Genomic DNA, 13029 nt, shown 5'->3' on the forward strand with positions numbered 1-13029 from the left:
CCGCCCCGAAAGGGGAGGGCGGCCGGTCCGGCGGCCGGCAGGAAGCGCCGGCGGTTTACGGTCTGTTCCCGGAAGACCTCGTTTCGGGCAGGATCCTACCGCTTGCGCCCGGCGGCCACCGGATCGCGCCGCCACAGGCGGCCGAGCCAGCCGGTGATGCGCGAAACGTTCCCATGGCGCAAGGCGTCCGCCCCCTTGGCGGCCAGACGGCAGCCTTCTCCCAGCACATAGATGATTTTATAGACAGGCGATCGTTCGAGTCGTTTGCCTATGGCCATGGCCCGGGGTGTCTGGAGGAGGGCCAAAAGCCGTTTGGGGATGCGCCGGAAGGTGAGCAGATAGAGCAGAAAGCCTGCATACGTCCGGCGCGGGGGGATGAAAAACGGCCGGCGGTAGATGTCGGCCGCCTCGTCCGCCAGGCGGCCTTCGGCCCGGGCCTTGGCGTAAAGGGCGGTGTCCGGGAAAAAGAGGAGGCTCGCGATGGCCAGGCCAAAGGGCTTGGGCAGCCGAGCCAGGAGCCGGACCGTGGCGAGCAGGTCTTCCTCGTCCTCCCACGGGGCGTCGATGATGACGTGGTAGTCCGGAGGCAGGAGCCGGCCCTGCCGGGCGTGCAGAAGCGTGGCCCCGGAGAGGACCTGCCCGTCGGATTCCGGCCGGCGGTAGAGGGCGCGCATCTTGGGGCTGCCGGTCTGGATGCCCATTTCCACGTAGCAGAGCCCGGCCTCGATCAGGGCGTCGAGCTTTTGGGCTTCGAGGGTGGCGGGCGAGGCCTGGCAAAAAAGGGGCAGCCCGATGTCCGCCTTGTAGGCCGCGGCAAAGGCCTCGATCCAGGCCAGGCTGCGGGAGAAAAACGTGTCGTCGAAAAGCTGCACGCCCTGGATGAAGGGGTACCGCCGGGTCACGTCCCGAAGCTCGGCCAGGACGTGGCCCACGCTCCGGTGGCGAAAGTAGGGGGTCGGGCCGGGCCGAAAGAGGGCCTTGACCGTCGGCACGTTGCAATAGGCGCAGTGGTGCGGGCAGCCCCGGTCGGTCATGGTCCGGTAGACGCGAAGGAGCCGGCCGTGGCGGTAGGGGACTTGCGGCAGGGCGCGGCGCAGCACGCCCGGCGAAAGCGGCACGATCCGGCCGGCCTCGGGCGCGTGGACGTACTGGTTGTCTCCGCTGAAATCGAAAAACGGCAGGCTGTCCAGGTCGGCCACCAGCGGGGCCAGGCCGTTGTCCACGATCTCCTCCCCGTGTCGGCACCAGATGCCGGGCACGGCCTCGGCCCCCCGGCCCCGAACCAGGGCGTCGAGCAGGGCGGGCAGGGCCTCTTCCCCTTCGCCCCGGCAGACGAAATCCGCGTGGGAAAGCCCCTCCTCCGGGCGCAGGGTGGCGTGGATGCCGCCCCAGACCACGGGCAGGCCGAGCCGTTCCCGCACGGCCCGGGTGAGCTGGACGGCCCGGTCGAAGTAGCTGGTGAAAAAGGACACCCCGACCAGGTCGGAGCCTGCCGCCAGTTCGAGGGCCTGCCCCACGAGCCGGTCCGGGTAGCGGTAGGCAAACGAGCCGTCTTCGCGCAGCCGGCCGATGCTGCCCGGCAAAAGGACCAGCCGGACGTCGCAGCCGGCCGCCTTGAGGCTGGCTTGGAGGCTGCGGACGCCAAAGGCGGACAGGTCCGGCGGGGTGGGCGAAAAAAGGGTCAGCCGTTGCATGGGCGGATCCGGGACGGCATCAGTCCCCTGCCGCCGGCCGGGTGGCCGGGCACCGGCCGCAAAGAATTCCGTCACGCAGGTCCCGGCGCGAGGGATCGGCCAGCAAGGCCCGGGCGGCTTGGTATTTGCCGTTGTTCCAGACGGCGGCAAAGGGTTCTTCGAGCACGTTGCCGAAATCGGCGGCCCGGTCGCGCGGGTCGCGGCAGCAGGGGATGAGCCCCCCGTCCCAGTTGACGTAGGCCGCCCGGTAGAGCCAGGAGCAGCCGCCCCCGGCAGCGGCGGAACCCGCGTCCGGACCGGAAGCGGTCCGGCGCGGGAAGCGGCTCGAAAACCAGTCCGCCGGCGCGTCCTCCGGGAAAAAGGGCCGGATGCACCGGAGCTGGTCCACGCCGAGCCGTTTGGCCGCTTCCCTGGCTGCCGGGATCTCGTGCTCGTTGAAGCCGGTGACGCAGTACTGCCAGTCGATAAAAGGCGTCCGGCTCCCGGCCGCCCGCCGCGCCTCGATCACGGCCGCCAGCGTGCCAAGGGCCAGGTCCGGGTTGCCGCCGCGCATGAACCGGCCGGCCGTTTCGTGGGACAGGCCGTGGCCGGAGAAGATGAGGACCTCCAGGCCCGAGGCCACGATCCGCCGGGGCAGGTCCGGGTCGCGGTGGTTCAGGTTCGTGGACACGGCCACGCCGATGTTCTTGTCCGTGGCGTAGCGGACCATGTCCAGGGTTTCGGGGAAAAGGAACGGTTCGCCGAAGCCGTAGAGGTTGATCTTGAAGAGCCGGTCCCCGACCTGGTCCACCAGGCCTTGAAACTGGGCCACGGTCATGCGGCCGTAGGGACGCTCGCCCGGGGCCGGGGGCCGGCGGTCGTCGTAGCAGTAGGCGCAGCGCAGGTTGCAGATGTTGGTGGTCTCGATCTTGAGGATGTAGGGCAGGCTGTCGAGCACGGTGCGGCCCTTTATCCGGTTGCGCTCGGCCTTGGCGAAGTTCCAGAGCTTTTGGGGCGTGGCGTGGCGCAGGAAGGCCTGGCCGTGGCGTTTGAGGATTTTCAGGCGTTCGGCCGCGTCCGCGCCCTTGGTGGCCAGCCCGGCATCGAGGAGTCCCATGGATCAGGCTCCCGGGCCGGACGGTTTGGCCAGCAGGTGGGCCGCCATCTTGAGGCCCTGGGCGGCGGCGGCCGGGGCCAGGCAGAAAAAGAAGCCGCCCTGCCGGCCCACGGCATGGACGTTGTCGCATTCCCGGACCGGGGCCGTGGCCGCGGCCAGCCGGGCCTCGTAGTCGAGGGGATAGACGGGCATGGCCGCCGGCAGGGTGACGGCCCGGGCCGCGCGCAGGGCCGAACGGGGGTAGAGCCCAAGCCGCTCCACGTCGGCCACGGCCCGGGTGAGGGTCTCGGCCTCGGTCGGCGCGTCCCCGCCGTCTCCCTCGCCGGGCAGGTTCACTTCCAGGCACAGGCCTTCCCGGTCGGCCGGGCCGCGTTCGCGGAAGATCGATTCCGGGTAATAGACCCGGTTGGCGGCCAGGGCCGGGTCCGGGTGGTAGGTGTAGACGTGGGGCCGGGGCAGGCGGCGGGTCCGGGCGTAGGTCAGCAGGGCCAGGCGCAGGGTGACCGTGGGCAGGCCCGGCGCGGCGGCGCCAAGGGCCGCGGTCAGGCCCCGCAGCGGCGCGGTCCAGACCAGTTCGCCGACCGGAAGGGGCGGCCGGCCGCCGGCCACGGTCACGGCCGCGACGCGCCGGCCGTCCCGGACCAGGCCGACGGCCCCGACCCCGGTCCGGATCTCGCCGCCGGCGGCCCGGATGCGGTCGGCCAGAATCCGGGGCACCTCGCCCAGGCCGCCCAGGGGATAGGCGTAGGCCCGGCGCAGGCTGCGAAGGACGGCCAGCACGGCCGGTTGCCGGCCACGGGGCGGCCGGGGCTCGTTGCCGTTTCGTATGGTCCGGTCCGGCCGCATGAGCCAGTGGCGGTGCAGGTCGTCCGGGGAAAGAAGCGTCTTTTTGGCGAAAAGGTCGCGGAAAAGGAGGGCATAGAGGCTTGGCCCGCACTTGGCCGCCAGCTCCCGGGCCGCGGACACCGGTTCCGGCGGCGCGCCCCTGCCCCCGGCCCAGGCCGCCCGCAGGGCTTCCACCTGGAACTTCAAGGGATAGCGAAAGATATCCAGGTGGTTGGGGAAGTTCCATAACCGGCCGCCCGCGTCCACGGCAAAGGCGAAGGCCCGGCGCAGGCACGGCTCCCCGGCCAGCACCGCACGCAGGAAGGTTTCGCCCCGGCCCGGGCCGTCGAGAAAAAGGACATGGGGCCCGAGGTCGAAGGTCACGCCGTCCAGGATGCAGGAGCGGAGAAGCCCGCCCACCTGCCCCTCCTTTTCGAGGACCACCACCGGCCGGCCGGCCTCGGCCAGGGTCACGGCGCAGGCGAGCCCGGCCACGCCGCCGCCGACGATGACCACGGGCCGGGCGTTCATGGGGCGCCTTGCGCCCGGCCCCTGGCGGGCCGAGGCAGGCAAGGCGCGCCAGGGGCCGGGCCCTCCCGGGAGGAAAGGACCGACAAAGCAACCCGGCGGGCCGGCCGGCATCTGGGAGGAAGGTTCCTTGGCGTCACGGTCCGGCGTTCATACCATGCCGTTTTTCCGGGGCAAACGGTTTTTCGATCGGGATTTCCGGCCCGGCGAGGGGAGGGCTTCACAGCGCGCCCAAGCGACGCCTCCCGGCTGCTCCGCGTTCTTTACGGGCCTGGGTCCATTTGGGCTATGGCCGTTCTTGCGGCGGCGGTTGACATGTTGTCATACAAAGAATACATGTATTTCAAAGGAAAAAAACCATGCTGACCATCCGACTCCCGGCCGAGCTTGAGAACCGATTGAACATCCTGGCCGCCACCACGAAGCGGCCGAAAAGCTTCTACGTGCGCGAAGCCCTCGAACGCAGCCTTGCGGACATGGAGGACGTGTACCTGGCCGAGGCCGCCTTGGAACGGTTCCGGGCCAGTGGCGAGAAAGCCATCCCCTTGGAAGAACTGGAGCGCCGCCTTGGCCTGGACGATTGAATTTACGCCTGAAGCGTACAAAACCCTTCTTCGCCTTGGCCGAGAGGAGGAAAAACGGGTTTTAGCGTTCCTGCGCCAGAGGATTTCCAAACTTGAGGACCCGCGCTCCCTGGGAGAACCGCTCAAAGGCTCTCGATTTGCAGGATTGTGGCGTTACCGTTGCGGGAACTACCGGATCCTTTGTGAAATTCAGGATGGAAAAATCAGCATCCTCGTGGTGCTGGTCGGCCATCGCCGTGATGTCTATAAATAGTTCAGGTTGGTAGAGTTTTTCCCGGGAATGCAAGCCTGTCAATGCGCGAAGTGCGGGCCGTCCATCTCGACGCGCTCGATTTCCCTGAGTTCAAATTGCTCGAGATACGCGTTGGCCTCGGCATCCCCTCGCAGCGTGCAGACCCGCCACGGTCCCGCGACACGTTCGGCCCAGAGGTCGGCGGTATTTTCCGAACGATAGGACACCCCCCAGAGGGGCCGGCCCCCCTGGCCATGCCGGAGCACATTGGCGTGGAAAATAAGCGGCCACACCTTCCAATAGTTTCCGGCCACGTGGGTGCAGCCCAGCTCCAGAATCCGTGTCGCATAGACGCCCAGACGTCTGTCCAGGGCCTCTTCCAGGCGGGCCGGGGAGGGAAGGCCGTACGATCCCACGGAAACCGGCGCAATCAGCACCACCAGCGAAATCGTCAAAATTTTCAGCCTGTTTCCGAGAACCAGCCGGAAGGTCATGGCCGCCGCGCCGCAGACCAGGCCGGTGGCAAGGAACTGGACCATGGAGAGATAGCGCCCCTCGGAATGGTTGATCCTGACCCAGGCGTTGGTGCCGTAGCCCAGGTAATTGGCCAGGGAAGCCGCCACCACGAGACAGGCCGCCGCCAGAAAGGGAACGATCTCCGGCCGGCTGGAGGCCGTTTTGCGCCACAGGCGAAAAAGTGCCGCGCCCGAGGCCAGGGCTAGGCCGGCGAGGACGGCATTTCTCCCGGGGTTGGAATAGAAAAGCGCCACGAACCTGGCCGCGATCGCGGCCAGGGCTTCCGGCCAGAGGGGCAACGGGAGATAGCCGTAGTCGGCCGTGGCGTATCGTGCGGCAAAAATCCTCATGAGGAGCATGTTCACGGCCAAGGCCAAGACCGTCAGGCCGCCCGCCCACAGGGACCGCCGGACCCGCCTTCCCCACTCCGGCCCGCCTTGGGCAGGGGTGCCGCCCAGAAAACACGAGCCCAAGGCCAAGGGCAGGGCCGTGAAAAACATGGCGAGGTTGACCCAGAAACTGCCGCACACGAGCCCGAGGCCGGCCAGCATCCGGACGGGTTGGACGGGTTCGCCGGCCGTGTTGTCCCGTCCGATTCCCAGAAGCGGCAAGCCCGCGAAAAGGAGCGCGGCCGACGGCGCAAAGGACTGCCCGATGCTCAGGTAGTCCCCTCTGGGCTCCAGGGGAGGCCACAGAAGGGCGACAAGCGTCATGGCGGCGCCGGCGGCCAGCCAGTCGGTCTTGCCGAAAAAAAACCGGCAGGCGGCGAAGAATGAGGAAAAAGCCAGAAAAGCGCTCAGAAAATTCTGCACGACGAGGTTGAGAAAGGGGTCCCGGATGCCGTGGGCGAGGAGGGGGAGGAGCATGCCGAAACGATCGGCCCCCCAGTAAAAAAGGCTCAGGTGCTGGGTGCTGGCCAGGACGGGGACGAGCTCGTCGCCGCTGGAAAGGCCGTGCAGCGGACTCACGGCATAGGCCCAGGAGGCGAAACCGACCGCCGCAACAGCGAGAACCGCGCGGGCGGTGGAAGATTTGTCAGCCGGACAGGCGGCGGTGCTCATCATGAAGGGTGGGAAACATGGTCCCTTTGTTCTGGCGTGGGGTGCGGTCCGGGTGGAGTCCTTGGATTCGAACGCATGGAAAAGGCGCGGGCACGAATGCCGCCGACGGGCCCCCTAGGTCCGGTCCTCCCCGGCCGGCACGTCGGCCTGGCGGATGCGGCGGATGATGTCCGTGGTGCTGGCCTCGCCCTCCAGGTCGATGAGCTCGACCCGGCCGCCGTAGGACCGGACCAGGTCCGCGCCGACCACGGTGGCGAGGGTGTAGTCCCCGCCCTTGGCCAGCATGTCCGGCCGCACGGCCCGGATGAGGTCGAGGGGCGTGTCCTCGTCGAAAAGGACCACCGCGTCCACGGAAGCGAGCGAGGCGAGCATCCTGGCCCGGGCCGCCTGATCCTGGACCGGCCGGGTCGGGCCCTTGAGGCGCTTGACCGAGGCGTCGGTGTTGAGCCCGACGATGAGGCGATCGCACTTGGCCCTGGCCCGGGCCAGGACCGAGGCGTGGCCGGGATGGAGCAGGTCGAAGCAGCCGTTGGTGAAGCCGACGGCAAGCCCGAGCTTGCGCCACAGGGCCACCGTCTCCAGCAGCCGCTCCCGGGACAGTTCCTTTTGCCGGGCGTCCTCGCCCTCGCGGCGCAAGATGGCCTGGCGCAGTTCGTCCGGGTGGACGACCGCCGTGCCGACCTTGCCGACCACGATGCCGGCCCCGATGTTGGCGAGGGCCGCGCACACGGGCAGGGGCGCGCCCACGGCGAGGGCGGCCGCGAACAGGGCGGCCACGGTGTCGCCCGCGCCGGACACGTCAAAGACCTCCCGGCCGGCGGCCCGGATGTGGTGGGCCGCCCCGCCGGCCGGATAGAGGGTCAGGCCCTCCTCGCTGCGGGTGACCAGCACCGCGCCGAAATCGTGCTCCTCGATCAGCCGGCGGGCGGCGGCCTCGTAGGCGGCCTCGGTCTCGAGCGCCATCCGGGACACGGCGGCCAGCTCCGCCCGGTTCGGCGTCACCACCGACGCACCCCGGTAGCGGCCGTAGTCGAGCCCCTTGGGATCGACCACCACGGGCCGGCCGGCCCGGCCCGCCTCGGCCAGGAGGGCGGCCAGGAGCGCCGGCGTCACCCCGCCCTTGCCGTAGTCCGAAACCATGACCACGGCCGCCCCGGCCACGAGCTCCGGCAAAAGGGCCACAAGCGCGGCCTCGCTCTCCCGGGACAGGGGGGCGACGGTCTCGAAATCCGTGCGCAAAAGATGGGTCGGGCCGGCCACGTAACGGGTCTTGACCGAGGTCCGCCGGCCCTTCTCGGCCACCAGCCGGGACGGCGGGCCCGGAAAGGCGGCCAGCAGGTCCCGCAAAGTCCCGCCGGCCCCGTCGTCCCCGACCACGCCGGCATAGACGGCCTGGCCGCCGAGGCTTGCCAGGTTTCGCAGCACGTTGCCCGCGCCGCCGGGCATGGACAATTCGTCCTCGATGGCCAGGATCGGAATCGGGGCTTCCGGGGAAATGCGGGTGACCCGGCCGTGCACGAACCGGTCGAGCATGATGTCCCCGACCACCAGGAGCCGGGCCTGTGGCAGCCGGTCGCAGACATCGATCAGTTCGGACAGGCGGGCGGCCTCGGAAACGTCGGGCATGGAGTGCCTTTGCGGTCAGCGGTAGGGATTGTCGGCCAGCAGGTGGCGGGTCACATAGTCGGCCACGGCCGCCTCGAGGGCCATGGGGGCGTGGGGGTAGCCGGCCCGGCGCAGGCCGCCGAGGCTCGCCTCGGTGAAATACTGGTACTTGCCCCGGATTTCCAGGGGCATGTCCACGTATTCGATGGCCGGCTCGCGCCCGGCCGCGGCAAAGCCGGCAAGGATGCAGTCCTGAAACGTCCGGGCCGTGCCCGTGCCGACGTTGAAAAGGCCGCTCACTTCGGGGTGGTCCAGGAGCCAGAGCATGACCCGCTCGCAGTCGCGGACGTACACGAAGTCGCGCTTCTGGCCGCCGTCGGGGTAGTCCGGATGGTGGGACTTGAAGAGTTTGACCGGCCGGCCGGCCCGGATGTCCGGCCAGACCTTGGTCAGGACGCTCTGCATGGCGCCCTTGTGGTGTTCGTTCGGGCCGAAGACGTTGAAAAATTTGAGCCCCACGCACTGGGGGGGCAGGGCCGCGCCGGCCGCCCGGCGGCGGCTGACGATGCCGTCAAAGGCGTGCTTGCTGAAGGCGTAGAGGTTTAAGGGCGTGAACCGGGCCAGGGCGTCCGGATCGTCGTCGTCGGCAAAGCCGGCCGAACCGTCGCCGTAGGTGGCGGCCGAGGAGGCGTAGAGAAAGGGGACGCGGGCCACGGCGCACCAGTCGAGGAGGTCCAGGGAGAAGCGGAGGTTTTCCCGGGCCACGGCGTCGCCGTCCGTGACCGTGGTCGACGAGATGGCGCCCAGGTGGCAGACGGCGCGCAGGGTTTTTCCCTTGCCGGCCAGCCACAGGGGCAGGTCCTCGGGGGTGATGAGATCGTCGAACCGGCGGGCCCGGATGTTCTTCCACTTTTCGCCCGAGCGCAGCCGGTCGCACAGGATAAGCCCGGTCTCGCCCCGGTCGTTCAGGCCGGCGGCCAGGTTCGAGCCGATGAATCCGGCCGCGCCGGTAATGAGGATCATGCGGAAACCTCCGGGTGGACAGGGAAAGCGATGGGTCCGCTCCGGAGGATGCCGGCCCGGGGCCGCAGCGTCAACGTCCTTGGCGCGGTTCGGCCTGGCTGGCGCTAAACGCGCGCCGCGCCGCGTTTAGCGCGGTCTGGTAGCCTTTTTTCCGCCGGGCCCGAAACCAGACCACCACGTCCCGGCCTTTTTCCATGGGGCCAGCCATTCCTCGCAGCCTCCATACAAATCGAAAATCCGCGCGTTGAGCCGCAGGCGAATAAGCCAAGGCCGGCAGGGCAGGATGTGAGGTACTTGTACCTTACCTGTCCTGCCTCCGCCGCCTTTGTCATTTTTGCGGATTTTTTGTCAGTGCTGCTATTGAGTGATATCGGCTGCTATTTGCTGACGTATGACGATTTCAGACCGCTTGGGACAATATTGGCCGGTATAGGTTGACATTCGCTGGCAACGGCCGGTAAAGTCTGCGAAACCAGGGGGAAGAAAGAAATGAGTGATAACGTGCACCGGATTGACCGATGTATGGGACGTGTCGAATTTAGAGCTTGCGAGGCCGAGATTCTCGATATGCACCAAAAAGGGTACGCGAACAAACACATCTACAAGAAATTGGCAGAGGATGGCAAGCTTACCCTGGCCTATTCAACGTTTAATGGGCATCTCCGCAAACTCTTGCAGCCAAAAAATCCAAAAGCGACCAGAGACAACCAAGTTGAAGTGAAAAAGACTTTTACGGTTCGTCATGACACGGAGCTGGTCTAGTATTTGGGATATGGGTAAAGCAGCAACAATGGGAAAACGCACGTTACTTCTCTTTCCAAGTATAGCCTATCATATCAACCGAAAATCCAGGGTATTCTTTGGCGTATTCCTTCTCAAAAAATTCAAACATTGTTTTCTCGTTTCCGGTAGCATAAAAATCCAGCATTTTTGTGTTATACGCTAATACGCTTTTTGACGGGACGCTAAACGGCATAAGTCCATTCGAGATAAATATGCCATTCATCATAAGGAGGCCCGTGCGTTTGTTGCCATCGTAAAAATATTGATTTCGCGCCATGTCAAGAGAGGCAATAACGCCTTTTTCAAAGTTATTCTTTATCCTCTGGATTCTCAGACATAAACCTTCAAATTTCTCATCTAAACCATCATGCTGAGGAGGAACGTAGCCTGTCCCTCTGATCCAGACTTGACCATCACGGAACTCTCCAGGATTCAGTGCCTCGTCTTTGGCTACTATTTTTTGAAGATCGCAGGCAACAGATTTTGAAAAATTAAATTTATTGTGTTCAATAAGTGAAATCAAGTACTTCCAGGCCAACGCTTGTTGCTTGAGTTTTTCTTCATCTTCAACTTTATGGCCCCCGACAGTTATACCTTGCAAATATGTCTGCACTTCAGGCAGGGTAAACGGCATCCCTTCAAGTGTTTGAAAGTCATATACAAGGCTGGCCAAGTTCTTCTTGGCGATAAAAATGGCTTTTTCTCTCTCCTTTGGATTGATCGGCACAACCACATCCTTGGTGTCTTTCTTATTGGCGGAGACAAGCGGGGGCCGGGGGCCGGGGGCCGGCCCCCCTCGGCGCCTAGATCGGGCCCTTGCCGTACTTCGGTTTCGGGCCGCGCTTGGGGCGCTCCATCTTGTCCAGATCCTCGCTTTTGATCAGCCAATCCCGGCCTTTTTTCTCGGCCGGCAACCGCCCCGACAGGATAAGCTGGCGAATCCAGGACGTGTCCACCTGGAGTATCGCGGCGGCCTGGGAGGTGGTGAGGATCGTCTTTTCCATGTTTCGTGCTCCGTCTGTTTCCGGCCCGGGCCTGTTCCCGCGCGCCGTGGACCAATAACTTACGCGCTCGCGAGTAATTGGCAACCCGGCCCTGTCGCGGGACGCGCCGGGCCCCGGCGGGAAACCGTCCGGGCCGCCTGGGGGCTCTCTTTCACGGCTCTCCCGGCGACCGGCGTCAGGGGAAGACGTGGGCTTCGAGGCCGGGCCACCAGCCGGGAAACGGTGTGATGGCCCAGGGCTTGTCGGCCATCACAGGAACAAGTCGGCGTTGACATGGAACCGCTTGGCCAGTTTCTTGGCCGTCTCCTTGCTGATGCCGCGCTTGCCGGCCAGGATCGCGGAAATATGGCTTTGCGGCGCGCAATCGCCCAGGTCCGACTGGTTGAGCCCGTGCTGTTCCATGAGGAACCGCAAAACCGCCTTCGGGTCGGCTTCGGGGATCGCGACGTGCGCCTCCTCGTAGGCTTCCATCTGGATCGTCAGGTAATGCAGCACGTCCGAAAGGGGGTGCGTCGCATCGTCCCGGATGGCATCCAGCAAGACATTCACCAAAGAGGCGATCCGGTCGTAATCCGCCTGGCTTTTGATCGTGGTCGGTCCGACCAGTTCTTTAAAAGGCAACCAGGCTTGAAGGATGGCGGCAGGATCCAGGGTCGGGTGCGGGCCGTTCATTTTTCCCCTCGCTTCCAGGCTCCCTTGTCGTATTCCCTGTGGGTCAGGACCGCCCGGATATAAACTTTTTGCCAATCATAGCGGACCACGGCAATCAGGCGGAACTTGTTGCCGCCGATGTCGAACACCGTGAACCCATTGACATAATCCGCACTCGCAAAAGTCTTTCGCAGTTCGCTGAAGTTCTGGAAGGTCTCGCGCCGCATGATCCGGTACCATGTGTCCAACGGTTCCTTGGCGGCTGGATGGTCTGTCCAAAAATCGACGAGCGCCGGTTTTGCGATGACGTGCATACTTTTTTGGTATATACTTTTTCAGTATACAGTCAAGCGCAAACGCCGGAGGAAAGAACCACCAGGGGCCTCTCTTCGACTTTTCCGGTGCTCACGCGGCCCCGTCGGGGAACCGTCCGGGCCGTTTGGGGGCTCTCTTTCACGGCTCTCCCGGCGACCGGCGTCAGGGGAAGACGTGGGCTTCGAGGCCGTGCCACCAGCCGGGGCTTTGCGCGACGACGGCGGCGTAGCGGGCCAGGCAGTCGCGGGTCAGGGCCAGGGCCACGGCGTTTTTGTCGGCCGGGCCGGGCGTATCGGGTGTTTCGGGCAGGGGCAGGGGCGGGTCGATCCGCAGGCGAAAGGGGGTCCGCTCGCCCGGGGTGAGAAAAGCCGGGCACAGGGCCGCGCCCGAGGCCAGGGCCAGACGGGCCGGGCCAAGGGGGGCGCAAAGGGGGCCGCCAGGGAAGGGAAAGGTGGCGTGATGGCCAAAGGGCGGCTGGCCCGGGCCGTCGTCCATGGTGGTCATGACCAGCCCGCCGCCGCGCAGGTGGGCCATGGCCCGGCGCGCGCCCGGTCCCGGCGGCACGATCTCGGCCGGGATGCGGGCCTCGTAGAGCCGGCGCAGGCGAAAGGCCACGGTTTTTCCAATGAAGGACAGGCCTTCGTCGTTCTGGAAACCGATCTGGAGCATGGGATACCCCAGCACGCCAAGCGCGGCCAGGGGCAGCTGGGACGGGCCGAAGTGGCCGATGGGCAGGACCACGCCCCGGCCGGCCGCCAGGGCCGCGTCCAGGTGGGAGAGGCCCTCGATGGCGAGGATTTGCCCCAGGTTGTCCCGGGTGAGGCTCGGATAGACGAAGATGGAGAGCTGGTTGACGTAGTGGGTGCGGAAAAATTCCACCACCTGCCCCCTGCGGGCGGCCTCGGGCAGGTCCGGGGCCACGGCGGCCACGGCGGCCGCGATCCGGCCTTTGCGTCCCCCGAGGACGGAGGCCAGGGCGGCGTGGACCCGGCCGAGAAGCCCGAGGGCCCGAAATCCAGCCCGGGGCGGCAGGCGCTCAATAAAAAGGCGCAGCGGATACCAGACGACCAGACGCAGGAAGTCCCGGGCCGGGCTTTCGGTGACGCGCACGC

At 66.2% G+C, this 13029-nt stretch carries 15 protein-coding genes; 3 read left to right on the plus strand and 12 right to left on the minus strand.

All coding sequences use genetic code 11. The annotated features are described in order from the left end of the window. Window positions 1-95: 95 nt before the first annotated feature. From DFW101_RS18410 to DFW101_RS20110, 3 genes are read right to left on the minus strand one after another with little or no spacing between them, the layout of a single operon-like run. The gene (locus tag DFW101_RS18410) at window positions 96-1694 is read right to left on the minus strand and encodes a B12-binding domain-containing radical SAM protein (RefSeq protein WP_009183027.1); all 1599 of its coding nucleotides are present in this window, start codon (window positions 1692-1694) and stop codon (window positions 96-98) included. Window positions 1695-1713: 19 nt separating this feature from the next. Next, on the minus strand, window positions 1714-2790 hold the full coding sequence (locus DFW101_RS20105; RefSeq protein ID WP_009183028.1) for a radical SAM/SPASM domain-containing protein: 1077 nt from the start codon (window positions 2788-2790) through the stop codon (window positions 1714-1716). Between the two features lie 3 nt (window positions 2791-2793). Continuing rightward, a complete protein-coding gene (locus tag DFW101_RS20110; RefSeq protein ID WP_009183029.1) occupies window positions 2794-4146 on the minus strand; it encodes a protoporphyrinogen/coproporphyrinogen oxidase in 1353 nt (450 codons plus the stop codon). Between the two features lie 356 nt (window positions 4147-4502). On the opposite strand from DFW101_RS20110, the gene relB reads away from it, so the two are divergent. Next, on the plus strand, window positions 4503-4727 hold the full coding sequence (gene relB / locus DFW101_RS18425; RefSeq protein WP_009183030.1) for a type II toxin-antitoxin system RelB family antitoxin: 225 nt from the start codon (window positions 4503-4505) through the stop codon (window positions 4725-4727). Next, a complete protein-coding gene (locus DFW101_RS19270) occupies window positions 4711-4980 on the plus strand; it encodes a type II toxin-antitoxin system RelE family toxin (protein WP_083838523.1) in 270 nt (89 codons plus the stop codon). Before relB ends, DFW101_RS19270 begins: the two co-directional genes overlap by 17 nt. A 38-nt stretch (window positions 4981-5018) precedes the next feature. Here DFW101_RS19270 and DFW101_RS18430 read toward each other — a convergent pair whose 3' ends face one another. The 4 genes from DFW101_RS18430 to DFW101_RS19710 form a co-directional block, all read right to left on the minus strand. Then, window positions 5019-6539: a hypothetical protein gene (locus tag DFW101_RS18430; RefSeq protein WP_009183031.1), complete on the minus strand. Its 1521-nt coding sequence runs from the start codon at window positions 6537-6539 to the stop codon at window positions 5019-5021. 111 nt (window positions 6540-6650) lie between these two features. Continuing rightward, entirely contained in the window at window positions 6651-8162 is a 1512-nt protein-coding gene (gene rfaE2 / locus DFW101_RS18435; protein WP_009183032.1) for a D-glycero-beta-D-manno-heptose 1-phosphate adenylyltransferase, read from the minus strand. A 15-nt stretch (window positions 8163-8177) separates the two neighbouring features. Further along, window positions 8178-9164: an ADP-glyceromanno-heptose 6-epimerase gene (gene rfaD, locus DFW101_RS18440; RefSeq protein ID WP_009183033.1), complete on the minus strand. Its 987-nt coding sequence runs from the start codon at window positions 9162-9164 to the stop codon at window positions 8178-8180. 70 nt (window positions 9165-9234) lie between these two features. After that, on the minus strand, window positions 9235-9372 hold the full coding sequence (locus DFW101_RS19710; protein WP_157137702.1) for a hypothetical protein: 138 nt from the start codon (window positions 9370-9372) through the stop codon (window positions 9235-9237). Between the two features lie 281 nt (window positions 9373-9653). Between DFW101_RS19710 and DFW101_RS19275 the strand changes: the two genes are divergently transcribed. Continuing rightward, window positions 9654-9926 (plus strand): TraK family protein, encoded by a 273-nt coding sequence (locus DFW101_RS19275; RefSeq protein WP_009183034.1) that lies wholly within the window; start codon window positions 9654-9656, stop codon window positions 9924-9926. 43 nt (window positions 9927-9969) lie between these two features. Here DFW101_RS19275 and DFW101_RS19280 read toward each other — a convergent pair whose 3' ends face one another. The 5 genes from DFW101_RS19280 to DFW101_RS18460 all read right to left on the minus strand — a co-directional run bounded on the left by DFW101_RS19280 (window position 9970) and on the right by DFW101_RS18460 (window position 13027). Then, complete coding sequence (locus tag DFW101_RS19280; protein WP_009183035.1) at window positions 9970-10674, minus strand: Fic family protein; 705 nt, start codon at window positions 10672-10674, stop codon at window positions 9970-9972. 76 nt (window positions 10675-10750) lie between these two features. Beyond that, on the minus strand, window positions 10751-10951 hold the full coding sequence (locus tag DFW101_RS18445; RefSeq protein ID WP_009183036.1) for a helix-turn-helix domain-containing protein: 201 nt from the start codon (window positions 10949-10951) through the stop codon (window positions 10751-10753). Window positions 10952-11200: 249 nt separating this feature from the next. After that, window positions 11201-11623 (minus strand): helix-turn-helix domain-containing protein, encoded by a 423-nt coding sequence (locus DFW101_RS18450; RefSeq protein ID WP_009183037.1) that lies wholly within the window; start codon window positions 11621-11623, stop codon window positions 11201-11203. Then, window positions 11620-11916, minus strand: a complete 297-nt coding sequence (locus DFW101_RS18455) for a type II toxin-antitoxin system HigB family toxin (protein WP_009183038.1) — start codon at window positions 11914-11916, stop codon at window positions 11620-11622. Before DFW101_RS18455 ends, DFW101_RS18450 begins: the two co-directional genes overlap by 4 nt. 163 nt (window positions 11917-12079) lie before the next feature. Then, window positions 12080-13027, minus strand: a complete 948-nt coding sequence (locus tag DFW101_RS18460) for a lysophospholipid acyltransferase family protein (RefSeq protein ID WP_009183039.1) — start codon at window positions 13025-13027, stop codon at window positions 12080-12082. Window positions 13028-13029 lie beyond the last annotated feature (2 nt).

The organism is Solidesulfovibrio carbinoliphilus subsp. oakridgensis, assembly GCF_000177215.2.
Lineage (GTDB): Bacteria > Desulfobacterota > Desulfovibrionia > Desulfovibrionales > Desulfovibrionaceae > Solidesulfovibrio > Solidesulfovibrio carbinoliphilus.